27 protein-coding genes and 1 tRNA gene are annotated in these 23,724 nt (G+C 43.2%); 23 read left to right on the plus strand and 5 right to left on the minus strand.

From position 1 onward, the window contains the following. Positions 1 to 46: 46 nt before the first annotated feature. From NMM13_RS05695 to NMM13_RS05705, 3 genes are all read right to left on the minus strand, one after another. Positions 47 to 289: a type B 50S ribosomal protein L31 gene (locus tag NMM13_RS05695; protein WP_003016441.1), complete on the minus strand. Its 243-nt coding sequence runs from the start codon at positions 287 to 289 to the stop codon at positions 47 to 49. A gap of 161 nt (positions 290 to 450) precedes the next feature. Further along, positions 451 to 1,014, minus strand: a complete 564-nt coding sequence (locus NMM13_RS05700) for a lantibiotic ABC transporter permease (protein ID WP_254727674.1) — start codon at positions 1,012 to 1,014, stop codon at positions 451 to 453. 30 nt (positions 1,015 to 1,044) lie between these two features. Further along, entirely contained in the window at positions 1,045 to 1,989 is a 945-nt protein-coding gene (locus NMM13_RS05705) for a bifunctional oligoribonuclease/PAP phosphatase NrnA (RefSeq protein ID WP_254727672.1), read from the minus strand. A 76-nt stretch (positions 1,990 to 2,065) separates the two neighbouring features. Here NMM13_RS05705 and NMM13_RS05710 point away from each other — a divergent pair, with 76 nt between their 5' ends. The 13 genes from NMM13_RS05710 (at position 2,066) to NMM13_RS05770 (ending at position 11,405) form a co-directional block, all read left to right on the plus strand. After that, positions 2,066 to 2,803, plus strand: a complete 738-nt coding sequence (locus tag NMM13_RS05710; RefSeq protein ID WP_254736852.1) for a hypothetical protein — start codon at positions 2,066 to 2,068, stop codon at positions 2,801 to 2,803. A 116-nt stretch (positions 2,804 to 2,919) separates the two neighbouring features. Beyond that, positions 2,920 to 3,363: a flavodoxin gene (locus NMM13_RS05715; protein WP_003007049.1), complete on the plus strand. Its 444-nt coding sequence runs from the start codon at positions 2,920 to 2,922 to the stop codon at positions 3,361 to 3,363. A 63-nt stretch (positions 3,364 to 3,426) separates the two neighbouring features. Next, positions 3,427 to 3,699 (plus strand): chorismate mutase, encoded by a 273-nt coding sequence (locus NMM13_RS05720; RefSeq protein ID WP_049474864.1) that lies wholly within the window; start codon positions 3,427 to 3,429, stop codon positions 3,697 to 3,699. A gap of 46 nt (positions 3,700 to 3,745) precedes the next feature. Next, positions 3,746 to 4,909: a chloride channel protein gene (locus tag NMM13_RS05725; RefSeq protein ID WP_185755149.1), complete on the plus strand. Its 1,164-nt coding sequence runs from the start codon at positions 3,746 to 3,748 to the stop codon at positions 4,907 to 4,909. Between the two features lie 123 nt (positions 4,910 to 5,032). Beyond that, the gene (rplS, locus tag NMM13_RS05730) at positions 5,033 to 5,380 is read left to right on the plus strand and encodes a 50S ribosomal protein L19 (protein WP_003003254.1); all 348 of its coding nucleotides are present in this window, start codon (positions 5,033 to 5,035) and stop codon (positions 5,378 to 5,380) included. Between the two features lie 43 nt (positions 5,381 to 5,423). Next, positions 5,424 to 5,495, plus strand: a tRNA-Arg gene (locus NMM13_RS05735). 459 nt (positions 5,496 to 5,954) lie between these two features. Beyond that, entirely contained in the window at positions 5,955 to 6,509 is a 555-nt protein-coding gene (locus NMM13_RS05740; protein WP_031575747.1) for a hypothetical protein, read from the plus strand. A gap of 69 nt (positions 6,510 to 6,578) precedes the next feature. Further along, positions 6,579 to 7,001 (plus strand): hypothetical protein, encoded by a 423-nt coding sequence (locus NMM13_RS05745; protein ID WP_254727667.1) that lies wholly within the window; start codon positions 6,579 to 6,581, stop codon positions 6,999 to 7,001. A 174-nt stretch (positions 7,002 to 7,175) separates the two neighbouring features. Then, positions 7,176 to 7,889 carry a DUF6572 domain-containing protein gene (locus NMM13_RS05750; RefSeq protein WP_254728044.1) on the plus strand — a complete coding sequence of 238 codons (714 nt, stop codon included), beginning with the start codon at positions 7,176 to 7,178 and terminating at the stop codon, positions 7,887 to 7,889. Positions 7,890 to 8,234: 345 nt separating this feature from the next. Beyond that, complete coding sequence (locus tag NMM13_RS05755; RefSeq protein WP_254727664.1) at positions 8,235 to 8,522, plus strand: hypothetical protein; 288 nt, start codon at positions 8,235 to 8,237, stop codon at positions 8,520 to 8,522. A gap of 287 nt (positions 8,523 to 8,809) precedes the next feature. After that, complete coding sequence (locus tag NMM13_RS05760) at positions 8,810 to 9,778, plus strand: DUF6287 domain-containing protein (RefSeq protein ID WP_254727661.1); 969 nt, start codon at positions 8,810 to 8,812, stop codon at positions 9,776 to 9,778. A 169-nt stretch (positions 9,779 to 9,947) separates the two neighbouring features. After that, positions 9,948 to 10,439, plus strand: coding sequence for a hypothetical protein (locus NMM13_RS05765; protein ID WP_049513773.1), 492 nt, complete (start codon positions 9,948 to 9,950; stop codon positions 10,437 to 10,439). Between the two features lie 153 nt (positions 10,440 to 10,592). Continuing rightward, on the plus strand, positions 10,593 to 11,405 hold the full coding sequence (locus NMM13_RS05770) for a PrsW family glutamic-type intramembrane protease (protein WP_254727659.1): 813 nt from the start codon (positions 10,593 to 10,595) through the stop codon (positions 11,403 to 11,405). Positions 11,406 to 11,446: 41 nt separating this feature from the next. Here NMM13_RS05770 and mnmE read toward each other — a convergent pair whose 3' ends face one another. Further along, positions 11,447 to 12,820 carry a tRNA uridine-5-carboxymethylaminomethyl(34) synthesis GTPase MnmE gene (mnmE, locus tag NMM13_RS05775; protein ID WP_037607860.1) on the minus strand — a complete coding sequence of 458 codons (1,374 nt, stop codon included), beginning with the start codon at positions 12,818 to 12,820 and terminating at the stop codon, positions 11,447 to 11,449. Positions 12,821 to 12,982: 162 nt separating this feature from the next. Between mnmE and rpiA the strand changes: the two genes are divergently transcribed. The 9 genes from rpiA (at position 12,983) to NMM13_RS05820 (ending at position 20,855) form a co-directional block, all read left to right on the plus strand. Then, positions 12,983 to 13,654, plus strand: coding sequence for a ribose-5-phosphate isomerase RpiA (rpiA, locus tag NMM13_RS05780; RefSeq protein WP_247913680.1), 672 nt, complete (start codon positions 12,983 to 12,985; stop codon positions 13,652 to 13,654). A 248-nt stretch (positions 13,655 to 13,902) separates the two neighbouring features. Next, the gene (locus NMM13_RS05785; RefSeq protein WP_254727656.1) at positions 13,903 to 15,114 is read left to right on the plus strand and encodes a phosphopentomutase; all 1,212 of its coding nucleotides are present in this window, start codon (positions 13,903 to 13,905) and stop codon (positions 15,112 to 15,114) included. A gap of 1 nt (position 15,115) precedes the next feature. Further along, positions 15,116 to 15,661: a DUF1697 domain-containing protein gene (locus NMM13_RS05790; RefSeq protein WP_049491156.1), complete on the plus strand. Its 546-nt coding sequence runs from the start codon at positions 15,116 to 15,118 to the stop codon at positions 15,659 to 15,661. Between the two features lie 12 nt (positions 15,662 to 15,673). Then, on the plus strand, positions 15,674 to 16,483 hold the full coding sequence (locus NMM13_RS05795) for a purine-nucleoside phosphorylase (RefSeq protein ID WP_254727653.1): 810 nt from the start codon (positions 15,674 to 15,676) through the stop codon (positions 16,481 to 16,483). A 4-nt stretch (positions 16,484 to 16,487) separates the two neighbouring features. Continuing rightward, positions 16,488 to 17,720 carry a chloride channel protein gene (locus NMM13_RS05800; protein ID WP_254727651.1) on the plus strand — a complete coding sequence of 411 codons (1,233 nt, stop codon included), beginning with the start codon at positions 16,488 to 16,490 and terminating at the stop codon, positions 17,718 to 17,720. Beyond that, complete coding sequence (locus NMM13_RS05805; RefSeq protein ID WP_254727648.1) at positions 17,717 to 18,430, plus strand: type 1 glutamine amidotransferase; 714 nt, start codon at positions 17,717 to 17,719, stop codon at positions 18,428 to 18,430. The genes NMM13_RS05800 and NMM13_RS05805 overlap by 4 nt, the downstream gene beginning before the upstream one ends. Before the next feature lie 215 nt (positions 18,431 to 18,645). Continuing rightward, on the plus strand, positions 18,646 to 19,356 hold the full coding sequence (deoD, locus tag NMM13_RS05810; protein WP_254727645.1) for a purine-nucleoside phosphorylase: 711 nt from the start codon (positions 18,646 to 18,648) through the stop codon (positions 19,354 to 19,356). After that, a complete protein-coding gene (locus tag NMM13_RS05815) occupies positions 19,356 to 20,123 on the plus strand; it encodes a hypothetical protein (protein ID WP_254727642.1) in 768 nt (255 codons plus the stop codon). Before deoD ends, NMM13_RS05815 begins: the two co-directional genes overlap by 1 nt. After that, positions 20,124 to 20,855 (plus strand): NAD-dependent protein deacylase, encoded by a 732-nt coding sequence (locus NMM13_RS05820; protein WP_254727639.1) that lies wholly within the window; start codon positions 20,124 to 20,126, stop codon positions 20,853 to 20,855. A gap of 183 nt (positions 20,856 to 21,038) precedes the next feature. On the opposite strand, the gene NMM13_RS05825 is transcribed toward NMM13_RS05820, so the two are convergent. Beyond that, complete coding sequence (locus NMM13_RS05825; protein ID WP_013903495.1) at positions 21,039 to 21,947, minus strand: LysR family transcriptional regulator; 909 nt, start codon at positions 21,945 to 21,947, stop codon at positions 21,039 to 21,041. A gap of 242 nt (positions 21,948 to 22,189) precedes the next feature. Here NMM13_RS05825 and NMM13_RS05830 point away from each other — a divergent pair, with 242 nt between their 5' ends. Next, entirely contained in the window at positions 22,190 to 23,626 is a 1,437-nt protein-coding gene (locus NMM13_RS05830; RefSeq protein ID WP_254728057.1) for a DUF6688 family protein, read from the plus strand. Positions 23,627 to 23,724 lie beyond the last annotated feature (98 nt).

Raw genomic sequence — 23,724 nt, forward strand, 5'->3', positions numbered from 1 at the left:
GATCAAAAAAACCACTTCCGAAAGGGAAGTGGTTTTGTGTTGGTTCTTATTTGAGACCGTATTTTTTGTTGAAACGATCCACACGTCCATCTGCTTGAGTGAACTTTTGACGTCCAGTGTAGAATGGGTGTGAGTCTGATGAAATTTCAACACGGATCAATGGGTAAGTTTCACCTTCGAATTCAACTGTTTCGCTAGAGTACTTAGTTGAACCGCTGAGGAACTTGTAACCAGTAGTAGTGTCCATGAAGACAACAGGGCGATATTCTGGATGGATATCTTTTTTCATTTTGCAATATTTCCTTTCTGCCATGGTCTCTTTCCGAGCCATAGATTGTTACTAAGCTAGTTTACCAAATTTCCAGGATCTTGACAAGTATTTTCACTAATTTTATTTAAATTCATGATCAAAAAAATCACCCTGGCAGGACCAAGGTGATGATGATCATATTATTGTTCAGTTTGATTTGGATCGTTTGGTGCTTCCACTGGTTGATCAGCTTGTCCCTCAGTGTGTTCGTGTGATTCTTTTTTGATTTCATTTACAGCAGTTTTTACAGTAGAAGTTGTCACGCGTCCAACAGATTGGGCAAATCCTTTACCAGATTCAGCAAGTTCTTCGAATGTTCCTTTAGTGATTTTACCACCTGACATCGCCAAGAGAGCAGTTACAACAATAGCGATTGATGCGATTAAAGCAAGGATCAAACCAAAGCCGATTGAAACGCCATAACCATTGAAGTTAACAGCGTACTTGTTCACACCAAATAGATCGATCAATGTTACGATAGTTGAGAGAGCTCCTGCTACGATAACACCAATTGCAAAACCTTTTGGTAGTGAAGATTTTACATCGTTCAAGCAAGCAAGGACAATCGCAACGACTGCGAAGATAATAACAAACCATCCATCTCCGCGAAGGCCATTCCAGCTGTATGAACCAAAATTTCCAGCATTAAGGTTTGCCCATGGCAAGAAAGAGCTAAGAATCGCTACCGCAAATGAAAACCCCATGACCAAGATAAAAAGGCAGAGAAATTGTTCTCAGCCTTCGTTTGTGCGTGCCACTTCTTGTAGCTCTTTGTAGATTTGGTCGTTTTCTTCGAGGGAGTAAGAGTTAGCTCCGCTAGCTAGTGGATGGCCACCACCATTATGGCGTTTGGCAATTTCGTTGATCACTTTTCGTTTGCTACGCATCCGGACACGGAAGTGACCGTCGGCCTGCTCGACAAAGATGGCCCAAACAGATACGGTATCGATGCGTCCAGGGGCACCGACAATTGCAGCAGTCTCTGAATCCCGTAGATCGAATTTCTTCAAGAGCTCTTGTGTCAAGGTCACACGCGCAGCACCATGTTCATCGATCTCAAGATGGTCATAGACATAGCCTTGAAGCTTAGCTGTTTTGAGATTGATCGTATCCATCTGACGAGCAAGGGCTGTAAAATCAAAGGGAATGCTTCGAAGAGTTGCAGCGATCTCAAAAGTCCGAGTCGAAGTGGCAGGATAAAGGAAGCGACCTGTATCTCCGACAATCCCAGCATAGAGAAGACGCGCAGCACTTACAGGAAGTTCAAGATCCAATTCCTTAGCAAAAAGTGCAATCAACTCACTGGTAGAGCTAGACTCAGTATCGACCCAGAGCAGATCGCCATAAGCATCGTCATTTGGGTGGTGGTCGATCTTGATCAGGAAATTACCATTCGTATAGCGCTTGTCATCGATGCGGGGAGTATTAGCCGTGTCACAGACAATCACCAAAGCTTCAGCATAGTCCTCATCCTTGACTTCATCCATTTCAGCAAGCCAAGTCAAGGTCGGCTCGTCATAGCCAGTTGCCAAGACCCGCTTTTGAGGGAAGTGCGCACGCAGGAGATCCCGCAAGCCCACTTGGCTACCAATCGCATCCGGATCCGGATTCTGATGACGGTGGATAATAATCGTGTTATAAGCTTGAATTTTTTCAAGAATTTCATTCATTACGTTCATACATTACCTCATTTTCTCTGTCAATTTTAACATAAGAAAGGCCCATCCAGCAAGCATTTATCACTAATTAGGAGCTGTGGAAGCGGTTTTACAGAAGTTCATTATTTTGGTAGAATGGATGAATATGATGAAAGAAATGAAACAATTAACTAAAAGAAAACGATGGTTAGAATTTCCAAAAACAATTGTGGTAGTGTTGATCGTAATGCTTATTGCAGTATTCCTAAGTAGTTGTAGTAACAATCAACCGGCATTGAATGTTTTAAAGAAAAAGCAATTTGTTATGATCAAAATGGGAGATTCTACCGAAGACCATTTTGAGGTTGGGTTGGACCTTGAGAAAAAGGAATATTACTATAATGATGAGACCGCAGTGAAAGATGATACAGTTTATGGTGGTTATAAAACGGACTGGGATCGTAATCAGTATTACAAATCTGCAGTAAATAACGAATTATCATCGGTTCTATTATGTAAGAAAATTACTACTGATGAAATTAAGAAATCCAGCTATCAAATTACTAGTTCACCGAAAAGATTTGTGGATGATAAATTAATGAAAGAGGAATATCCTCCGGAATTTGAAACGATTTATTTGAAGAAAAATCGTCAATTTTCTAAGGTTCGAATTTCCTACAACAAAGAGTTTCTGCCTACTAAAATTGAGTGGTATTATAAAGATAAGGAAGGGCTAAAATGGTATACTTGGCGCACCTATTCGTATCCCTTCAAAAATAAGTCTGATTTTGATAAAAAGCTGGATGAAGAAATTAAAACTATTAAAGCAATTCAAGAAGAAAACGAGGGTGATTAGCTTCAATCGATCTAATTTCCTGAAACAAGCCCCTTCTTTCACCTTATCGGGAAAGGTTTCGTGCAAAATGCTTGAAAAAGTGGTATAATACGGGAAATAGCTTTTGGGAGGAAATTATGACTGTAGCGAAGATTGTTTTTGCTAGTATGACTGGAAATACTGAAGAAATTGCTGATATCGTAGCGGACAAATTCCGTGATCTTGGTGTCGAAGTAGATGTGGATGAGTGTACAACTGTGGATGCGGAGGACTTCCTTGATGCGGATATCGCAGTGGTAGCGACCTATACATACGGCGATGGAGAGCTTCCAGATGAGATCCAAGATTTCTACGAAGATTTGGCTGGCCTTGATCTCAAAGGCAAACTTTACGGTGTGGTAGGATCAGGTGATACCTTCTACGATGAATTCTGTAAAGCAGTTGATGATTTCGACCGTTGCTTCGCTGCGACTGGTGCTGAAAAAGGTTCTGAGTGTGTCAAAGTTGATTTGTCTGCAGAAGACGAAGACATTGAAAAATTAGAAGCCTTTGCGGAAGAACTTGTAGCAAAAGCAAATTAATGACAAAGAGGCTGGATCGATGGATTACAGCCTCGATTTATATCCAAAATAAAGAGGAGACACATGGATTTAGATCAGATTCGTAAGGACATTGACCAGATCGATCAAGAGATTGTAGCCTTGCTGGAAAGACGGATGGTCTGTGTCGGTCAGATTGTAGAATATAAGGAGCAGCAGGGCTTACCTGTGCTCGATCAAGGAAGGGAAAGAGAGGTGCTTGAGAAAGTCGGCTCTCTTGTGGCGGATGAGCAGTATCGGGCGACCATTCAAGCCCAGTTTCAAGATATGATGAAGCGCTCGAGAAACTTCCAAGAGGAGGTGAGGGCGCGTGACTAGTCTATCGATCAAGCAAAAAGCACAACAGTATGTGGTCCTAACAGGGATGGCGCTTTTCATTGGTCTCTTGGTCGGTGCTATTGACATGATTTTTGGTCAAGGATTGCTCCTGATCGGGGATTTCCGAAGCCAGCATTGGCCCTTGATTCTTTTTCTGGCCTTAGCGGGGCTTGTCATCGTTTATCTCTATAAACGTTTTGGTGGCAAGGCTTCAAAAGGGATGGGCCTCATCTTTGATGTCGGACACGCGCGTGAGGAGAAAATCCCCTTGGTCTTGGTGCCTTTGATCATGCTGACGACCTGGATGAGCCATCTCTTTGGTGGTTCGGTCGGTCGGGAAGGTGTAGCAGTCCAGATCGGAGCGACCCTTTCGCACCGTTTTGCCCGTCATATCAAGATCCCGGATGCTTCGCGTATTTTTCTCATGACCGGGATGGCCGCTGGTTTTGCGGGGCTCTTTCAGACGCCACTGGCAGCAACCTTTTTTGCCCTTGAAGTCTTGACAGTTGGGGAGTTGCAGTTGATGGCTCTCTATCCAGCGCTCATTGCCTCAATCGTGGCTAGCTTCACCTCTCATGCCCTTGGTTTAGAGAAATTTGCTGTGCCACTAAGAGAAACGCTGAGCTGGACACCAGAGACCTTGATCAAAGTTGCCATTCTTGGCCTGGCTTTTGGCCTTGCTGGGAAACTCTTTGCAATTAGCCTTTCCTGGTTGAAGAAAACGGTCGCTCAAGTCTTGCCCAATCCTTATATCCGGATTGCCCTTATAGGGGCCGGACTCAGCTTGGTCCTCTTGACCCTCCAGCTGACCAAGGTCGGCACTTATAGTGGACTTGGAACCAATCTGATTGATGTAGCTTTTCATCAGGGCAGTGCGCAGAGTTATGACTGGATCTTGAAGCTCCTCTTTACCGTAGTGACGATCTCTGCTGGATACCAAGGAGGAGAAGTGACACCGCTCTTTGCGATCGGAGCTACACTTGGAGTCTTTCTTGCTCCGATGTTAGGTCTACCAGTCTTAGTCGTGGCCGCTATCGGATATGCCAGTGTCTTTGGCAGTGCGACGACGACCTTGCTCGCACCGATCTTAATCGGAGGAGAAGTCTTTGGCTATGCCAACCTGCCATTCTTCGTCATTGCTTGCGCCATCGCCTATTGCTTACCAAAAGAGTGGAGCATTTATTCTGGTCAAAAAGTTGCGAAAAAGTAGAGAAAAGAGCTTTACAAACCTGAAATTATCTGATATGATAGTTTCTGTGCGTAATGGAAGCACAAAAATACAGTTTATCCGCTGAGGGAGGTCCCTCAAGATTGACGAAGATAGGAGAATAAAATGAATCCATTAATCCAAAGCTTGACTGAAGGTCAACTTCGTACTGATATCCCTGCATTCCGTCCTGGTGACACTGTTCGTGTACACGCGAAAGTTGTCGAAGGATCTCGTGAACGTATCCAGATCTTTGAAGGCGTTGTTATCGCTCGTAAAGGTCAAGGACACACTGAAATGTACACTGTTCGTAAAATCTCTAACGGTGTCGGTGTTGAACGTACATTCCCAGTACACACTCCTCGTGTAGAAAAGATTGAAGTTGTACGTTACGGTAAAGTACGTCGTGCGAAATTGTACTACCTTCGTGCATTGCAAGGTAAAGCAGCTCGTATTAAAGAAATCCGTCGTTAAGACGAACAAGGAGGCGGGAGTGATCTCGCTTCTTTTTTTATAGGTCCCCTTAGTTCAATGGATATAACAACTCCCTCCTAAGGAGTAGTTGCTGGTTCGATTCCGGCAGGGGACATAAATAGAAAAGAACACTGAATCTTCAGTGTTTTTTTGTTGGTTTATGCAAGGATGGTTCTTGGGGAAAGTTCTTGTATGGTATAATAGTGGAAAACGTAACATTGTCTTTTAAGGTAATTCTATCATGTTGGAATACCAAATTAAGAAGATTATGAGTGCTCTGCAAGTTTAGTCTAAAAGGGATATAAGAAAAGGAAGGAAAATGAAAATTTCTAGTCCAAGGTCTATCATCACTTTTGATTATGAAAATGGTAATGTTTTAAAAGCAAAAGGGAGAATTGTTGATTGATGGAAGTTTTACTGTATATAGGTCAAGTATACAGAATTGTGAGGCATCATTCAACCACATTCGTATCACACAGAACGAGATTGATAAACTTGTCGAGGAAGTGCAGTCCATGATGACTGAGCAAACAATGCATCTCGAATTTATCTGAGTTAGAGTAGGAGAAGGATTATGAAAATCGATTACGGTGAACGGATGGTCATATGGGAGTGGGATGGTTGTGTAATAAAGATAGAACAACCAGATATCATTCATGCGGAATATAATAAAGATGAGAACATTGTTATCGTCTATAGTGGAGAAAACTTTGTAAGCAAAATCATTTTCTACTTTAGTTTAGAAGGAAAATTGTTAGGGCAACAAAATATACTAGAAGGAACCCTAGATTGGAATCATAATGGGAAGCATCAGATTAGTTTTCATCATTTACATTATCTTCGCTTTAGCCCTAAATATCAGCGAATCTTCAGTATATTTCGCTCATCCAGCGATTTTGACGTTCCATCAGAACTAGAGGTTTATAATTTAGAAGGTGAGAAAATCGACCAAATTGAATCTCCTGCAGGATTTACTATGCTATATATTTCTGAGATAAGTAAGAAGAAACTGGGAATTGTATGCGAGGCTCTTAAAGAGGATTGTTTTGATAAATCTGGTCGAAGAGATTTCTATTTTAATTTGGAGTTAGAAACTAGAAAATGGGTAAAAGATGGCATCGCCTATTGAGGAAGAAAAAAAGAAGCCTGATTTTATGATATTCTGGTTGAGAGAATAACTTGCACTAGGAGAATACAAATGAAACCAACAAAACTAGAATGGGAAGATGTTACCAAGTTTGAAGAGGTAAAAGGATACGGTCAGCATATATGGAGAGATGAGGACAAGTATTATTTGGTTTTAGAAGAAGGAACCGTAGTTTCTTGGTTAGTTGTCTATGAATTACCAAATGAGCTGTTTGTTTTATTAGATAGTGGGGAAAGAACGCTAAGCGAAGTATCTTGGAAGATTAAACACGATTCTTGGCCACCGTCAGAAGAAGAAAAGAACGAAATTAGAAAAGATAGAGCTAGAAAAAAGCCAATTGTGCTGATTTCTAACCGTAAAAATCAGTTGCTTTTTAGTAACAAAGAACTTGAAATACTTATTCCCAAAGCGGAACAACAATGGATAGAATCAATGGGTAAACTTCCAGATGATTATGTATCACCATTGAAATAGACAAAAAGAAATAGTATGACAACAGAAATTCAACAATACAAAAATTGTACGATATTAAAAAACAAGAATGATTATCAGATCCTGTGGAGTAGAGGGAAAGAAGTGCTTAACTTTCCCATTAGCCAAAAATTAGCAGAACGTGTTTCAAAATCAGAAAAAGATGCTTTAGAAGTAATGTTTTATTGTGAACATCATCGTTGGCCAAAGGCAGATGAGTTAGATGATTATAATCATTCCAATACGATTGTACATAGAGGCGATGGATTTGTTGTATATGAAACAGATGGTTATTACGAAATTAGCTTCTTTAAAGAAGTTGGAGGAGCTATGGGCCCAGAAGTATGCTACCCCATTACTAAGGAGCTAATGGATAAAGCATTTCAATCTTCTAGGGACGCATATGAGGTGATGATTTATGCCGAAACAGGGCACTGGCCCTTAAGTAAGCAAGATGATATTGATAGAAACTATATACGTAATCATCCTGAAACTATGCTACCAAATATAGAAGATCAACGTGAGTTGTTTGATGTTGAAGAGTTTAAAGCTCTTGTAAAAAAAGCTATTGTTTCAGAACTAGAACCTAGCGAACTTGACGCTATTGGTATAGTTGATAATCATTTAGAGCTTCTTCTGGTGGATTCAGTCGGCTGGCAGGAAGAGATAGAAGCAGTCCATCTGGAAATTCTGCAGGAAAAAATTAACAATTACATTCACTTCCTCGAAAGCAAGCAATATGTGGAGAGATATGGCGATAAGTTTGATAAAAAAGTTATCCATATTACTTTCCAATATTCCCCATCTGATAACGGTTTGGCCTTTCTCGCAGCTGTTCAGAAAGTATTAAAACCGACGGTTATGAGCCTGAAGGTGGAATTGCCGGAGTAAAGAACAACTAAGAAGAATAAAATTAATCAATTTATGAGGGATAAAAAATATTAAAGCGAAGGTCAGTCAAAAAATAAGATAGCTAAAAAGTAGACCAAAATTTTCTAAAAGCCTATTAGAATAGGCTTTCTAAGCATATTTTATATTTCGGCAGGGGACAGAGATAGAAAAGATAAAACTGACAGTTGAACTGCACCCCAAAAGTTAGATTTTTTCTGTCTAACTTTTGGGGAGTAGTTCACTTATGACAGAGTGTTGACGTTTTAGAGCCGTGTTGTTTCGAATGGTCCTAAAACTTATTTTTTTATGATATAACAGAATATTTTAAAAATGAAGGGGTTTTCTATGGAGAGAGATGTGTTTTTTGATTATTTTTTAAAATCACTTAGGTTTCATTTGGGTGATAGGTGTAAGGATATTGGATTTATAAAGTTTTTTAAAGATGAAAATAATTGTTTTATTACTATAGAGAATTATGTTTTGGAATCATTTGTAGTATTGTCAAATATTTTGAGTAAGGATAGGATTGTGTTTTCTTGTGGAATTATTCATAGTAAGGGGGTAGGTACTGGAGTAGAAGTATGTATGAATGTATTAGAGTTAGAAAGATTAAATAATTTGTATAAGATATAGTTTCGAAGCATATTAAACAACATAAGTGAAACTGTCTATGTGGAATGTGTGGAGTTGATAGAATCAATGTTTCCTAGTTTTAGAGCTGTGTTGTTTCGAATGATCCCAAAACAAGTAAAATAAAAATGATTGTATAGAAGCTTGTTACATTGAGCTTCTTTTTCTTGAGAAATTCAAATCATAATTTTACAGACTTTTAGGTCATTAATTGATTCTCCCCCTCCGCTTTTTCTTTGACTCTCCTTTCTTATTTTTCTAAAATAGTAGGTATGTGAAGGGAGATTGATATGAAAAAAGGTTTGGTAATTGTGCTTTCTGCTTTGGTCTTGGCTTCGTGTGGTCGTCCTCAGAGAACGGTGACGCCTAAGAGTTCGGATACTAAGCAGACCAGCACTTCGGAAAAGAAACAGTCTGGTATGGATTTGAAAGCCATCAAGGCTAAGGACTACTCGAGTATCAAGGGGACTTGGATCGATGGTCGTGGCAATGAACTGGTCTTTGATGATAAGGGCTTGGTCAGCGAGGATGTTGAGCTTGATGCATCGAGCTTTAAGCAGAAGGACCAGATCGCTGAGATGACGGTTAGTGCCAAGTCGGGTGTTGGAGGCTACGGTCTTTTGCTCCTTCCAAAAGGTCAGAAAGCGGGCAAAGACGATGTTTCGGATAAGTCTAAGGATCGGATCTGGGCTGGTCAGTCACCAGCTTATGGCGATGATGACAATTTCTACTATCGCAAGAAAGAGCAGCCGAAAGATCGGGAGCAAGCTGATACAGATGATAGCAGTAGTACGTCTAAAACGAGTAAGGCTAAGAAGTGGAATACTCGATCGGATAGCGAGGTCAAGTCTTCGAAGAAGGCTGATCAGAATGATTATCCAGGCTACACCGATGCTCAGGTCGAAGCTGCGCGTGTCTGGGCTTATGTGATTAAGAACGTTCCTTCCAAGTTAAATATTTCAAATAGTGCAGCTGGAACCAAGATTTATAATGGTGGCTTGGGCGTTGATTATCCAAAAGATGTGCGTCATCTGTTTGGTTCTTATTCAGCTGAAGGAAATATCACTTATGCATCCAACGGTGATGGAACAGTCACGATCTACCCTGTACCGAGCCACTGGCAACAGTCTGCTGATGAACTCAATAGTGAAGAGTTTATGACGCAATTTACCCAAGGGATCTTGGACCATGCTGAAACGGTGACATTGCCAGACGGGGATCCAGACATGATTCGTCAGATTCTTGCAGTACTGAAGTAAGAGAGATTATGGTAGAATAATATTAGATAATAATTTTTTAAACTATTAAAGATCTAATGACCTATTAGGTTATAAAATTAAAGGTTTGGAATATCTTTTACAGGAAGCTTATGCAATTTTGGTCAATTACAGATCGTTTTCTACTTGTAAAAACAAAAGGAGAAAATCTATGAAAAAAACTATGTTTGCAACAATGACCATTCTCTCGCTATTTCTGTCGTCGTGCGCGCAAAAAGAAGTGAAGAATGAAGACAAAAAAGAGCAGTCTACTGAACAGAATGTAAAAGATTCTACAAAGGAAAGTAAAGAATCAGTGGTCAAAGGGATGAATCAAGCCCCTACCTCATTGGTTGGAAATGAAAAACCTAATGTAGTATTTGCTTATATGCTTCAAAATCAAATCAATGGCGAAATTGAGATGGCGAAAGTGTATTATAATGAAGAGTATCTGATCCTTGTCTTCTCTGTATCAGAAAATATGCTATCTTTAGCAAATATAAATCCAAAAGATTATTGTAAGACGCTTTTTGATTTAAAAGAAGAGATAGTAAAGCAATACAATGCAACTCAAAACAAACCGAGCAGTATAAAACTTAAAATATATGATAAAGACGAGAAGCTCTTGGCAACGGAGGAAAATGGAGCGTTGGTGATTAAGTAACTAAATTTAGTCAACCATTTGTCGCCATCTACGTTTTACATTCTTCTCACGAATCCACATTTATTGTTTTTTTAAGCTGATCCTGTTACAATGATAGTACTCGGAAAAGACTGGGCTTCCAGCCTTTTTCATTTCACTTTAGAAAGGTCTTTTATGAAACGCAAATCGATTTTGTTTCTCTATTTACTCTTGCTAGCGATCGGCCTAGCCTATGAGACCCAGTCACTGACGGAAGGTTGGATGTCTGGTAGCCAGTACGGGATTGTGGGACTTTCGACCTTGATCCTTTTGGTCTATGCACTTCCTGCTGTTTGGGCTCTCTTTCATTTTGCCAAGAAGTGGAAGTTGTCTTGGGTACCGGTTCTATTTTCTGTATTAGGTGGGGGCTTTGTTGCCGGTTGGTTGTCTAGCTTTGCCAATACTTATTTCCATGATATGATTCAAGCGATCGCTCCAAATAGCGACTTTTGGAACCAGTACGAGAGTGCCATCGCTGCGCCCCTCTTTGAGGAACCCTTTAAGTTGATCCCTATCTTCTTTGTCCTCTATTTGTTCAGCGTCCGTCGCATCAAGTCGATCTTCCTCTTGGCGATTGCCTCTGGTCTTGGTTTCCAGATCGTGGAGGACTTTGCCTATATCCGTCAGGATATGCCGGAAGGTTTCTCTTACACGGTGTCAGGGATTCTTGGTCGTGTGGCCAATGCACCCATGTCTCACTGGGTCTACACAGGTCTTGTTATGCTAGGGCTCTTCTTGATTGTCCAAGCAAGCAGAGGACGCAAGGATCTAGCTCTAGCAGGCTGGGGATATTTAGTAGCTGGGTTTGGACTTCATTTTGTTGGCAATTCACCTTTCTCACAAATCGTGACCGAGTTGCCGATTGCGATTCCAGTCTTGAATGCTACTGGGCTCTTCCTGATCTACCAAGCGTATCAGACCGTCGAGCGATTAGAACAAGTAAAATAAAACAAAAAAATGCGTATGTTTGCACACATACGCATTTTTTGTTATTTTCCAAGACAGAACTGGCTGAAGAGTTGGGTGATGAGCTCATCTGGAGCAGCATCCCCTGTGATTTCTCCGAGAATTTCCCAGGTGCGGGTGAGGTCGACTTGAAGCAGGTCTACCGGCATACCGAGGGCCAAGCCTTCGTTGACCGCTTGCAGGCTTTCAACAGCTTTCTCGATGAGGGAGATGTGACGAGCATTAGAAAGATACGTCGCATCTTGCTCAACCAGCCCAGCATTTTCGAAGAAGAGGGCATTGATCCGGTCTTCAATTTGATCGATGTTTTGGTTTTTCAGAACGGAAATCTTGATATGATCTTCCGGCAGTTGATCGATTTCGATCTTCTCTGGGAGATCGACCTTATTGAGGAGGATGATGCGGTTACTATCTTGAGAGATTTCAAGGAGTTGGCGGTCTTGATCAGTCAAGGGCTCGCTAGCATTGAGGACTAGGAGGACCAGATCAGCTTCCTTGAGGGCTTTTTTCGAACGTTCGACTCCGATTTGTTCAACGATATCTTCGGTCTCACGGATCCCGGCCGTATCGACTAGTTTGAGGGGAACGCCGTTGATGTTGACGTATTCCTCGATAACGTCACGGGTGGTTCCTTCGATATCGGTCACAATGGCTTTTTCTTCGCGAAGAAGGTTATTGAGGAGGCTCGACTTGCCGACGTTTGGACGACCGATGATAGCAGTAGAGATCCCTTCACGCAAGATCTTACCGCGACGGGCAGTCTTGAGGAGGTTGGTCAAGAGGGCTTCAAATTCACTGGTCTTTTCACGGATGATCTCAGTCGTTGCTTCTTCGACATCATCGTACTCAGGATAGTCGATATTGACTTCGACCTGGGCCAGGGTATTGAGGATCTCTTGGCGCGTGTTGTTGATGAGGTCAGACAGAGAGCCGTCCAACTGTTTGACTGCAATGTTCATAGCCTTGTCGGTCTTGGCGCGAATAATATCCATGACGGCCTCAGCCTGGGTTAAATCGACCCGACCGTTCAGAAAGGCCCGCTTGGTAAACTCACCAGGTTCAGCTAATCGAGCTCCTTCGCGGATGACCAATTGTAGTATTTCATTGGTTACGGCAATCCCGCCGTGGGTATTGATCTCGATGATGTCCTCACGGGTGAAGGTCTTCGGCGAGCGCATGGCTCCAACCATGACTTCGTCGAGAATCTCGTCCTTATCTGGATCCACGATATGACCGTAGTTGAGCGTGTGACTCGCCACCTTGCTTAGATCTTTACCTTTGAAGATCTTTTGTGCAATGGCAAAGCTGTCGGTTCCGCTCAAGCGGACGATCCCGATCGCCCCCTCACCAAGAGGAGTCGAGATGGCAGCAATGGTATCAAATTCTTTAGTAATCATGTCATTTCTCTTTTCCTGTAGATTCATCTCTATTCTATCGTAAAGTCAGCAGACGGGCAAGGTTTTGCTTTTAGAACTAAAAGATGGAAAGGTTTTCAAATAATTAGTGAAATCTATTACAGAATATGCTATACTGTAATAGAATATAAAAGGAGGTCTATGATGGTAAACCTAAAAGAACAGGTAGGAATTAAAGCGGCTGAGTTTGTCAAAGACGGCATGATTGTCGGTCTCGGTACAGGGTCAACTGCTTATTATTTTGTGGCTGAATTGGGTCGTCGCATCAAGGAAGAAGGCTTGCAGATCACAGCTGTCACAACTTCGAGTGTGACCTATGATCAGGCTGAAAGTTTAGGTATCCCGCTCAAGGCTATCGACGATGTCGAAGTGGTCGATGTGACAGTGGATGGCGCAGATGAAGTGGATCCTCAATTGAACGGGATCAAAGGGGGCGGTGGGGCTCTCCTCATGGAAAAGATCGTCGCAACCAATTCAAAAGATTGCATTTGGATCGTGGATGAATCCAAACAAGTTGCAACTCTTGGGGCTTTCAAACTTCCAGTGGAAGTAGTGCAATACGGGGCTGAAAATCTTTTCCGTCACTTTGAGCAAAAGGGTTACCATCCTGCTTTCCGTCTCGCGGATGATCAACGGTTTGTCACCGACCAAGGCAACTTCATCCTTGACTTGGATCTCAAGGTGATCGAGGATGCAGAAGCTCTAGCCAATGAACTGGATCACACCGTCGGCGTCGTAGAGCATGGTTTATTCTTGAACATGATTTCAAAAGTGATTGTAGGGACACCAGATGGCCCTGTCATCATTGAAAAATAGAGAGTGGGACAGAAATCGGTAATTCGTTAGAATTCGATTTCGTTGTCCCACCTCCGCACAGTTGAGTAGGGCTGTAAAAGCTGATGAAATCAGCGTAGTAGAGCCCACTCAACCACTGCGTCTTGCTCGACAATCCAAAAATAATTGAGAGGCTAGGACTTTTGTCCCAGCCTCGGATCTATCAACGGCTCTCTTCTTATAGGGATATGGTATAATATAGCTAGTTTAATAAAGGAAAGAGGCAGTATATGTCAAAATTTAAACGCATGCACTTAGTTGTGCTGGATTCAGTTGGGATCGGTGCTGCACCAGATGCCAATAACTTTGTCAATGCAGGTGTTCCAGATGGAGCATCTGATACTTTGGGCCACATCTCTAAAACCGTTGGCTTGAATGTACCAAACATGGCCAAAATCGGTCTTGGAAATATTCCTCGTGAAGTACCATTGAAGACGGTGCCAGCTGAAAGCAACCCAACTGGGTATGCGACAAAATTGCAAGAAGTCTCTCTTGGGAAAGACACCATGACTGGTCACTGGGAAATCATGGGGCTCAACATTACAGAACCGTTTGATACCTTCTGGAATGGATTCCCAGAAGAAATTATTACAAAGATTGAAGAATTCTCAGGACGTAAGGTCATTCGTGAAGCTAACAAGCCTTATTCTGGTACAGCGGTGATCGATGACTTTGGACCACGTCAAATGGAAACTGGTGAGTTGATCATTTATACGTCAGCAGACCCTGTCCTTCAAATCGCGGCTCACGAAGACATCATTCCTTTGGATGAACTCTACCGTATCTGTGAATACGCTCGTTCCATCACTTTGGAACGTCCAGCTCTTCTAGGACGTATCATTGCCCGCCCTTATGTTGGGGAACCTGGCAACTTCACACGGACAGCCAACCGTCGTGACTTGGCTGTTTCACCATTTGCGCCAACTGTTTTGGACAAGTTGAACGAAGCGGAGATCGATACTTATGCAGTTGGTAAGATCAACGACATCTTCAACGGAGCTGGTATCAACCACGATATGGGCCACAACAAATCAAATAGCCACGGTATGGATACCTTAATTAAGACCATGGGGCTTCCTGAGTTCCAAGAAGGGTTCTCATTTACCAACTTGGTAGACTTTGATGCTCTTTACGGCCACCGTCGCAATGCTCACGGCTACCGCGATTGCTTGCATGAATTTGACGAACGCTTGCCAGAAATCATTGCAGCTATGCGTGAAGATGATCTCTTGATGATCACAGCAGACCACGGGAATGACCCAACCTACGCTGGTACAGACCATACTCGTGAATACATCCCATTCTTGGCTTATAGCCCATCCTTCAAGGGCAATGGTGTGATTCCAGTTGGACATTTCTCTGATATTTCTGCAACGATTGCAGAGAACTTTGGTGTTGAAAAAGCCATGATCGGTGAAAGCTTCTTAGACAAATTGAACTAAGATGACACGCTTCGCTCTCCTCGTAAGAGGGATCAATGTTGGCGGGAAAAACAAGGTCGTGATGGCAGAACTTCGAGAGGAGCTTCAAACGATCGGGCTGGATGGGGTAGAGACCTACATCAATAGTGGCAATATCTTCTTTGAATCAGCAGGTTCTAAAGAAGAATTGGTAGATTTGCTGGGACATTTCTTTCGTGATCACTATCCCTTTATCCAGTCTTTTTCTCTCTTTTCAGCTGAGGACTATGCGCGAGATCTCGCTGCTCTACCAGCCTGGTGGCAGGAGAATCTGGCCCGCAAGGATGTTCTCTTTTACACAGAAGGCCTCAATCAGGATGCTGTCTGGGAGTTGGTCTCCTCTTTTTCGCTCGGTGATGAAATCATCCATCGTGGAAGACTTGGGATCTACTGGGGCAAATACTCAGAAGAGACCTATACAAAGACCGCTTACCACAAACAAGTCCTCAAGATGCCGGATTACCGTCTGTTGACCATTCGCAATGCCAATACATTTGACAAAATTGGCCAATTTTTAAGGAAATCATAAAGGAGATATGCAATGACATTATTAGCAAAAATCAATGAAACAGCTGCTTTTTTGAAAGGCAAAGGAATGGAAGCACCTGAGTTTGGCTTGATCCTTGGATCAGGTCTTGGAGAACTGGCTGAAGAAATCGAAAATCCAGTCGTAGTAGACTACTCTGAAATTCCAAACTGGGGTCGTTCAACGGTTGTCGGCCATGCGGGTAAATTGGTTTATGGTGATCTTGCTGGACGCAAGGTTTTGGCCCTTCAAGGACGTTTCCACTTCTACGAAGGAAACCCACTAGAAGTAGTGACTTTCCCAGTTCGTGTCATGAAAGTTTTGGGATGTGAAGGGGTTCTTGTTACCAACGCTGCCGGTGGTATCGGATTTGGTCCTGGTACTTTGATGGCCATCACAGACCACATCAACATGACTGGTCAAAACCCATTGATCGGTGAAAACTTGGATGACTTTGGTCCACGTTTCCCAGATATGTCGAAAGCTTATACACCTGAATACCGTGAAATCGCCCATAAAGTAGCTGACAAATTGGGTATCAAATTGGATGATGGGGTTTATATCGGTGTGACTGGTCCTACCTACGAAACTCCAGCTGAAATCCGTGCGTTTAAGACTCTTGGTGCAGATGCTGTCGGAATGTCAACTGTTCCTGAAGTCATCATTGCAGCGCATTCTGGCTTGAAGGTTCTTGGTATTTCATGTATTACCAACTTTGCGGCTGGTTTCCAAGAAGAGCTCAACCACGAAGAAGTAGTGGAAGTGACAGAGCGCGTCAAAGGAGACTTCAAAGGATTGCTGAAAGCGATTCTTGCTGAACTCTAATCCAATGAAAGTACGACTCCAAAATCTGCCCTACGGACTGAGGTTACTTCTAGCTACTTTATCCTTGGGAATAGGAACAGGTCTGGTCGGGATTGCCTGCCATTATCTGCTAGAAGGGGTGCAAGGGCTGGCCTTTGGCCAAGCTAGTTCGGATTTGCTCCAACAATTTCAAGAAGCTGGAGGTCTCCGTAGATTTTTGGTCTTATGTGTGACTGGGTGCTTGGCAGCTGGCTTCTGGTATGTCCTGCAAAGGCGTTATCAGATCCTGTCTATTCGTCAGCAAATTGACTTAGCTGGAGACAGGGAACCAGCGCCCTTCCCCCACCTCCTTCATGCAGGGATGCAGGTGGCAATTGTTGGAGCAGGCGCATCGGTCGGAAAAGAAGGAGCCCCACGAGAGGTCGGGGCTCTTCTAGCTGGTCGTTTGGCGAAGGGGTTCTCACTTGCTCTCAAAGAGCGAAAAGTCTTGATCGCCTGTGGGGCCGGAGCTGGTTTGGCTGCGGTCTATCAGGTCCCCTTTGCCAGTAGCTTGTTCGTCTTTGAAACCTTAGGACTTGCCTACAGTTGGCAGAACCTTCTGCTGGTTTTGACCAGTACTTATCTGGCCACCTGGGTCGCTCAGCCCATCGTTGGGCACGGTTCTATTTATCATATGTCGCTAGTCCATTGGTCAGCTAGCAGTTTCTTGCAGGCGTTTCTGATTGCTTTATTGGTTACTCCCTTGGCTCTGGTCTTTGCTTTCCTCGCCAAGCGGGCTAGTCACAAACGGCGGAAGGACGGGACGATTCTTTGGGCTCTTCCTCTAGCCTTTCTAGTGCTGGGGAGCCTAGTAGCCTTTTTCCCTATCTTTATGGGAAATGGCCAGGTACTAGCGCAAGCCCTCTTGTCTAGTCAGCCGATTCCTTATCTTCCACTGACTCTTGCAGTGAAGGGGCTTATGGTTTACCTCCTCTTGCGCAATGGTGCTTATGGGGGTACCTTGACACCATCATTTGCCCTTGGGATTGGTTCTGGCTACCTAGTGACCTTGCTTTTGACAGTCCTTGGGATTCATCTGGATCCTGCTCTAGGGATGTTACTAGGAGCGACAGTCTTTTTAGGGACGACCCTAGAAGCTCCTCTGACAGCCATTGCCCTGAGCCTTGGATTTACAGGCCAAACTTGGAGTTTGACAATCCCGCTGGTACTTGCGGCTGGTCTGTCATACGTGATTCGAAAGAGATGGGAGAAGAAATGATGAAGGTACATTTTGTACTGCATGAAACCTTTGAAGTGCCGGGCGCTTATCTAATATGGGCACAGGAGCGTGGCCATCAAGTGACCACGACTAAAGTCTATGAGAATGAAACCTTACCAGAGTCAGTGGATGAGATTGACTTTTTGATCGTCATGGGAGGACCTCAATCGCCAGATGAAGATCGAGAAGCTTTTCCATACTACGATCCTCAGGCAGAGATTGAACTGATTCAAAAGGCCATGAAGGCAGATCGTTATATTGTTGGGGTCTGTCTGGGTGCCCAGCTCCTGTCTGTTGCCTATGGAGCGAAGTATGAGCACAGTCCGGAACGTGAGATTGGGGTTTATCCAGTGACCTTGACGCCTGAAGGACTCACAGATCCACATGTCGGTGAGTTTGGAAAAACTCTTGAAACTGGCCACTGGCATGGTGATATGCCAGGATTGACAAAAGATGCTGTTGTTCTTGCTACTAGTCAAGGGTGTCCACGTCAGATTATTCGCTTTAGTCCGAAACACTATGCCTTCCAAGCCCACTTGGAATTTGATCCAGAAGCAGTTGATCTCTTGATTGCTGCTGACGGTGAAGATGTTTTGGAAGAACAAAGTCAAAACCTGACCTTTGTTCAAAAACCTGAAGCCATTCGTGTTTACGATTATCGAGAAATGAATGCCAAACTCTATGCGTTTTTGGATTCATTAACAAATTAAATATAAAAATGAAAGGAAGAGCATGTGTTCTAATTTGAACACGAGCGGAAAGCTCTCCTAATTACTCAATAAAAAAAGAAAGGATGGGTTTACCGTATTCGCTGAACTGAATACGGGCGGAGAACTGTGTAAAAAAGATAAACTGTCTAGCATCTGCGATGCGTCGTCAGTTTCCTATTTTTACTTTGTTCTCTGTCGCCCTTTATATCTTAATTATGTCTATCCATATTGCTGCTAAGCATGGTGAAATTGCTGATAAAATTCTTCTTCCTGGGGATCCTCTTCGTGCGAAATTTATCGCTGAGAATTTCCTTGAAGACGCTGTTTGCTTCAACGAAGTCCGTAACATGTTTGGTTACACGGGTACTTATAAAGGTCATCGTGTTTCTGTTATGGGGACTGGAATGGGGATGCCATCGATCTCCATCTATGCGCGTGAGTTGATTATCGACTACGGCGTGAAGAAATTGATCCGTGTGGGAACGGCTGGTTCTTTGAACGAGGATGTGCATGTTCGTGAATTGGTCTTGGCACAAGCTGCTGCAACCAACTCAAACATCATCCGTAACGACTGGCCTCAATACGATTTCCCACAAATCGCTAGTTTTGATTTGCTAGATAAAGCCTACCATATTGCCAAGGACCTTGGTATGACGACTCACGTCGGCAATGTCTTGTCATCAGATGTCTTCTATTCAAACTATGGTGAAAAGAACATCGAGCTTGGTAAGTGGGGTGTCAAAGCTGTAGAAATGGAAGCAGCAGCCCTTTACTATCTTGCTGCTCAACACCATGTTGATGCCCTTGCTATCATGACGATTTCAGACAGTTTGGTTAATCCAGATGAGGATACAACCGCTGAAGAACGTCAAAATACTTTCACAGACATGATGAAAGTTGGTCTTGAGACCTTGATTGCAGACTAATGGCAAAATTCTTTCATGATGAATGGCTCTACGATCTCCAAAATTATCACTACAGCCGGGCTCTGCGCTCTATCAAGCAGCAGGAAGAAGTACCGGATTTGTTGGTGAGCTTACTGCAGTTAATGGCGGAGCGTCGAGAGCTTAATATCCAACCCGTCATGAATCAAAAGTTGAGAACCGAGTTGCTAGAAGCGACTGGTTTTCAGCTTTTTTGGCATGAGGATCCAGAAGATGAGCAGTTGGCCAACTACCTTTATGACTTAGAGGCGAAGTTGCGAAATGAGCAGATTATTGACTTTGTTCGTGCCGTTAGCCCAGCCATCTATCGGATCTTTATGCGATTGATTCAGTTGAAAATTCCTGACATAACAAACTATATTCATAACTCCAAAGAATCGAGTTATGACCGTTGGAAGTTTGAGAGCCTTCATGCGTCCGCCAACCCTATCCTGCAGCAATTCCACAGCGAAAGTGTGGTCAATTCGTCCAGTTTGACGGAGTTGATTGTGCAGTTGGACTTGCCAGATAGCGTCAAAGTTGCGGCCCAACAATTGCGGGAGTTAGAAAAATCAGTTCGCAACCCCCTGGCCCACTTGATCAAGCCCTTTGATGAGGAAGAGCTTCATCGGACGACGGGTTTCTCTTCTCAGGATTTTATGAAGAATTTGATTGACCTTGCAAGCTACACAGGCATCCATTATGATCAAGTTAACTTTTATTTTGATCAGGCCAATGCTGTCATGGAAGAGCTACTAAAGGAGAAGTAGATGGATAAGATTGCTCAACTACAGGAGATGATTGATCAGAGTCAACGGATCGTGTTTTTCGGAGGGGCAGGAGTTTCCACGGAGTCAAATATTCCAGATTTTCGAAGTTCAGACGGTGTCTATAGTGTTCAGGTGGGGCGGCATTTGACAGCTGAGCAATTGGTCTCCCATACCATGTTTGAGCGCTATCCTGAGGACTTTTTCGACTTTTACAAGAAGTACTTGCTCTACCCTGATGCCAAGCCCAATGCTGCCCATCGGTATCTGGCTTGGCTGGAAGAGACTGGTAAGCTCATGGCAGTGGTGACGCAAAATATTGACAGTCTCCATGAAATGGCTGGTTCTAAAAACGTTTTGAAGCTCCATGGTAGTGCTGATCGCAATTACTGTACGGGTTGCCAGCGTTTTTATGATTTGGAAGCTTTTTTAGCTTTGGAAGGCCCGGTTCCACACTGTCTGGACTGTGGCAAGGTGGTCAAGCCTGATGTAACTCTTTATGAGGAACCTCTCGATATGGACGTCTTTAGTCAAGCTGCCCAAGCCATCCAAGAGGCTGATTTGCTGATTATTGGTGGTACCTCTCTTGTGGTCTACCCAGCAGCCAGTTTGATTCAGTATTTCCGAGGGAAGAAGCTGGTTGTCATCAATAAAACCAGTATCCCACAAGACAAGCAAGCAGACCTAGTTATCGAAGGAAAAATTGGAGAAGTATTTTCTCAATTAAGACAATAAAAAGAGAGTGGGACAGAAATCGGTAATTCGTTAGAATTCGATTTCGTCGTCCCACCTCCGCACAGTTGAGTAGGGCTGTAAAAGCTGATGAAATCAGCGTAGTAGAGCCCACTCAACCACTGCGTCTTGCTCGACAATCCAAAAATAATTGAGAGGCTAGGACTTTTGTCCCAGCCTCCTTTTTTATTTATCAAACTTCACTTCCTCAAGCAAGTACTCGATGAATTTTTCTCCCATTTTTGAGAGGGCTGTTTTTTCATGTTTGATGTAGACCAGCTCGATTGGGTCTTCGATATCAAGGGGAATGGAGACGATGTTATTTCCGTTGAGATTGCTGTTGAGGATCCCGGTCGCAATGGTGTAGCCATCTAGACCAATCAAGAGATTAAAGAGGGTCGCCCGGTCACTAACGACGATGGATTTCTTATGATGCTCTTGAGAGAGGATCTCTTCTGAGAAGTAGAAGGAATTGTGGGTTCCTTGGTCATAGCTAAGGTATGGGAAATCTTCCAGATCTGAAAGGTGAACGATCTCCTTCTTGGCAAGAGGATTGGTCTTGCTGACAAAGATATGAGGCTGGGCTGTAAAGAGGTGGGTAGCAACCAGGTGATTATCATCCAACATCTTAGAGAGGACATCTCGGTTGTAGCTATTCAAAAAGAGTACGCCAACTTCGCTTCGGAAATTCTTGACGTCATCGATGATCTCCCAAGTCCTCGTCTCCCGTAGGAAGAGCTCGTATTTTTCCATGTCGCTTTTCTTCAATAGAGAAACAAAGGCCTCAACCACGAAGGCGTAGTGCTGTGAAGAGACACTGAAAAGCTCACGAGAACCCACAGGATTTTTATAGCGCTCGGACAAGAGGTCAATCTGCTCCACCACCTGGCGGGCATAAGAGAGGAACTCCATTCCATCGCGGGTCAAAGTGATCCCTTTAGGATTCCGGATAAAGATTTCAATCCCCATCTCATTTTCCAAGTCCTTAACGGCATTAGAAAGGCTAGGTTGCGTGATGAAGAGTTGTTTTGCGGCCTCATTCATAGAGCCAGTTTCGACGATTTTGATAATGTATTGTAATTGTTGTATTCTCATGCTTTTATTTTAACATAAAAGAGCGCGTTTTTCCCGTAAAATGTGGTCTTTCAAGGACTGTATCAGAGAATAACGCAGGCTGAGGTAGGTAATAGGAAGTAGGCTAGATCAAATATTTAAAAATGGAAAATTGGGAACAAAATCTCCATCTGGGGACTGATTTTGATGGAAAAATACAGTTTTGCCTTGCTTAAGGTAGGATCCGATTGATAGAATGGTAAAAAATTGATTGAGGAGATCATATGAAAAAACTAGTGTCCTGGTATAAGAAAAAGGATAAGGAATTGGAAACCCATTACACAGCCGGTCTGATGCAGATCAATTTTGTGACCAATGCACTAATTCTATTAGCCTTTTACATTTATTTTGTTGTTAGTGAGTCGATCTATGCAATAAAGGATCCATTCATCCAATTTAGCGTTTGGGAGATCATTGCCTTCACGATGGAGATCTTTCCTTACGGTTTGACCATTGCCCTCTTTGTTCCCAATATTTTTGTCATCATTTATGGGATCGGTCGGTGGTCTAGCCTCCAGTTCAAAGAAGCAGAGGAAGAAGCTCTCGAAGATCCTGATTTGTTTGAAGATAGAGGGCCAAAGGAAGGAGAAGGGACAAGAGAAGTTGACGCATTCCTTATGAAAGAAAGGCAAGAATCACCTAGTCCTAAGCCTACCAAAAAGAAAAAGCAACAGCCTACAATTGTTCTTTGGTTTGGTCTCTTTGGTTGCTTTCTCGAAGCGATTTTCATTTACATCGTCAAGGATATGACCTTTTACGAATGGAATGAGCCCTTGATCAATTCTCAGAAACATGCCCTGATCTGGTCTGGCGCATATCCGACCTTCTTCACACTGGCAGCTCTTACTTTACTAGCCTTGATCATTTATTCCTACAGAGATGCGAATTCACTCTCGCCGTTAGCAAATATCTTCTGCATCAGTGGCATTCTAGGAGGAGTGGTTCTTCTCTTAGTTTTTGATAATCAACTGCAGGTAGCAAGTTTTCACACCTTTTTCTTACTGATCTATTCCATCCATCTCTTATGGGTTCGCATCAAGGAGTGGCAGGAAGATCGAACAGAGATGGCCTATGAGAATCGTCTACTTCAATGGCTCCATCGGCTCTTAAACCAGTCGCGTAACTGGCCTTGGCTAGCGGTCCTTGTCGCCCTTCCAACCCTTGCTCTTGTTGTCCTAGTACTCATGCTCTTTGGGCAGCAGCCTGATTCCATGATCAAGGCCTGGACCAATACAGCTGACTGGGCCTTCTCACAAAAGATCCCTCCTCAGAATCTCATCATTGATGAGCACTATCTCTGTACGGTTGCGGCTGGTGGGCATGAAAAAGTTGTCAAACCCCAACGGATGGGAGTCCGGCACGGTCATCCTGTTGTGGTGAATCGCCAGCTCTGTATTGCCAATGCCTTTGAGCAGGTGCTAGAAGAAAAGACGCCACGATTCCATCACTTCTTGCGTCGCAATTATGACCGCTATGGCTATCCCTTTGCCAAACATATCAAGAAGAAATGGGCTATGGACCTGATCTATTACCTGATGAAACCCTTGGAATGGCTCTTTTTACTGGTTCTTTATCTAGTTGATCGTAAGCCTGAAAATCGAATTGCCATGCAATACATCAAACCGATCCCAGAAGATTTTGATCCCCGTAAAGTTTCCTAAGTTACTGATTTTACTTGACAAGCGAGAAGGAGCGCGATATAATGAGACAAATTTAACCTTTAAGAGGTCCAGAGAGGCCTGCAAGGAAAGACGGAATA

Origin of the sequence: Streptococcus sp. CF8_St5-11 (genome assembly GCF_024295625.1) — a bacterium.
Lineage (GTDB): Bacteria > Bacillota > Bacilli > Lactobacillales > Streptococcaceae > Streptococcus.

Bases quoted from the DNA above. Each gene is read 5' to 3' on its own strand.
- NMM13_RS05695 (WP_003016441.1), bottom strand. From the start codon at position 289: ATGAAAAAAGATATCCATCCAGAATATCGCCCTGTTGTCTTCATGGAC.
- NMM13_RS05700 (WP_254727674.1), bottom strand. From the start codon at position 1,014: ATGGGGTTTTCATTTGCGGTAGCGATTCTTAGCTCTTTCTTGCCATGG.
- NMM13_RS05705 (WP_254727672.1), bottom strand. From the start codon at position 1,989: ATGAACGTAATGAATGAAATTCTTGAAAAAATTCAAGCTTATAACACG.
- NMM13_RS05715 (WP_003007049.1), top strand. From the start codon at position 2,920: ATGACTGTAGCGAAGATTGTTTTTGCTAGTATGACTGGAAATACTGAA.
- NMM13_RS05720 (WP_049474864.1), top strand. From the start codon at position 3,427: ATGGATTTAGATCAGATTCGTAAGGACATTGACCAGATCGATCAAGAG.
- NMM13_RS05725 (WP_185755149.1), top strand. From the start codon at position 3,746: ATGGCGCTTTTCATTGGTCTCTTGGTCGGTGCTATTGACATGATTTTT.
- rplS (WP_003003254.1), top strand. From the start codon at position 5,033: ATGAATCCATTAATCCAAAGCTTGACTGAAGGTCAACTTCGTACTGAT.
- NMM13_RS05740 (WP_031575747.1), top strand. From the start codon at position 5,955: ATGAAAATCGATTACGGTGAACGGATGGTCATATGGGAGTGGGATGGT.
- NMM13_RS05745 (WP_254727667.1), top strand. From the start codon at position 6,579: ATGAAACCAACAAAACTAGAATGGGAAGATGTTACCAAGTTTGAAGAG.
- NMM13_RS05750 (WP_254728044.1), top strand. From the start codon at position 7,176: ATGTTTTATTGTGAACATCATCGTTGGCCAAAGGCAGATGAGTTAGAT.
- NMM13_RS05755 (WP_254727664.1), top strand. From the start codon at position 8,235: ATGGAGAGAGATGTGTTTTTTGATTATTTTTTAAAATCACTTAGGTTT.
- NMM13_RS05760 (WP_254727661.1), top strand. From the start codon at position 8,810: ATGAAAAAAGGTTTGGTAATTGTGCTTTCTGCTTTGGTCTTGGCTTCG.
- NMM13_RS05765 (WP_049513773.1), top strand. From the start codon at position 9,948: ATGAAAAAAACTATGTTTGCAACAATGACCATTCTCTCGCTATTTCTG.
- NMM13_RS05770 (WP_254727659.1), top strand. From the start codon at position 10,593: ATGAAACGCAAATCGATTTTGTTTCTCTATTTACTCTTGCTAGCGATC.
- mnmE (WP_037607860.1), bottom strand. From the start codon at position 12,820: ATGATTACTAAAGAATTTGATACCATTGCTGCCATCTCGACTCCTCTT.
- rpiA (WP_247913680.1), top strand. From the start codon at position 12,983: ATGGTAAACCTAAAAGAACAGGTAGGAATTAAAGCGGCTGAGTTTGTC.
- NMM13_RS05785 (WP_254727656.1), top strand. From the start codon at position 13,903: ATGTCAAAATTTAAACGCATGCACTTAGTTGTGCTGGATTCAGTTGGG.
- NMM13_RS05790 (WP_049491156.1), top strand. From the start codon at position 15,116: ATGACACGCTTCGCTCTCCTCGTAAGAGGGATCAATGTTGGCGGGAAA.
- NMM13_RS05795 (WP_254727653.1), top strand. From the start codon at position 15,674: ATGACATTATTAGCAAAAATCAATGAAACAGCTGCTTTTTTGAAAGGC.
- NMM13_RS05800 (WP_254727651.1), top strand. From the start codon at position 16,488: ATGAAAGTACGACTCCAAAATCTGCCCTACGGACTGAGGTTACTTCTA.
- NMM13_RS05805 (WP_254727648.1), top strand. From the start codon at position 17,717: ATGATGAAGGTACATTTTGTACTGCATGAAACCTTTGAAGTGCCGGGC.
- deoD (WP_254727645.1), top strand. From the start codon at position 18,646: ATGTCTATCCATATTGCTGCTAAGCATGGTGAAATTGCTGATAAAATT.
- NMM13_RS05815 (WP_254727642.1), top strand. From the start codon at position 19,356: ATGGCAAAATTCTTTCATGATGAATGGCTCTACGATCTCCAAAATTAT.
- NMM13_RS05820 (WP_254727639.1), top strand. From the start codon at position 20,124: ATGGATAAGATTGCTCAACTACAGGAGATGATTGATCAGAGTCAACGG.
- NMM13_RS05825 (WP_013903495.1), bottom strand. From the start codon at position 21,947: ATGAGAATACAACAATTACAATACATTATCAAAATCGTCGAAACTGGC.
- NMM13_RS05830 (WP_254728057.1), top strand. From the start codon at position 22,190: ATGAAAAAACTAGTGTCCTGGTATAAGAAAAAGGATAAGGAATTGGAA.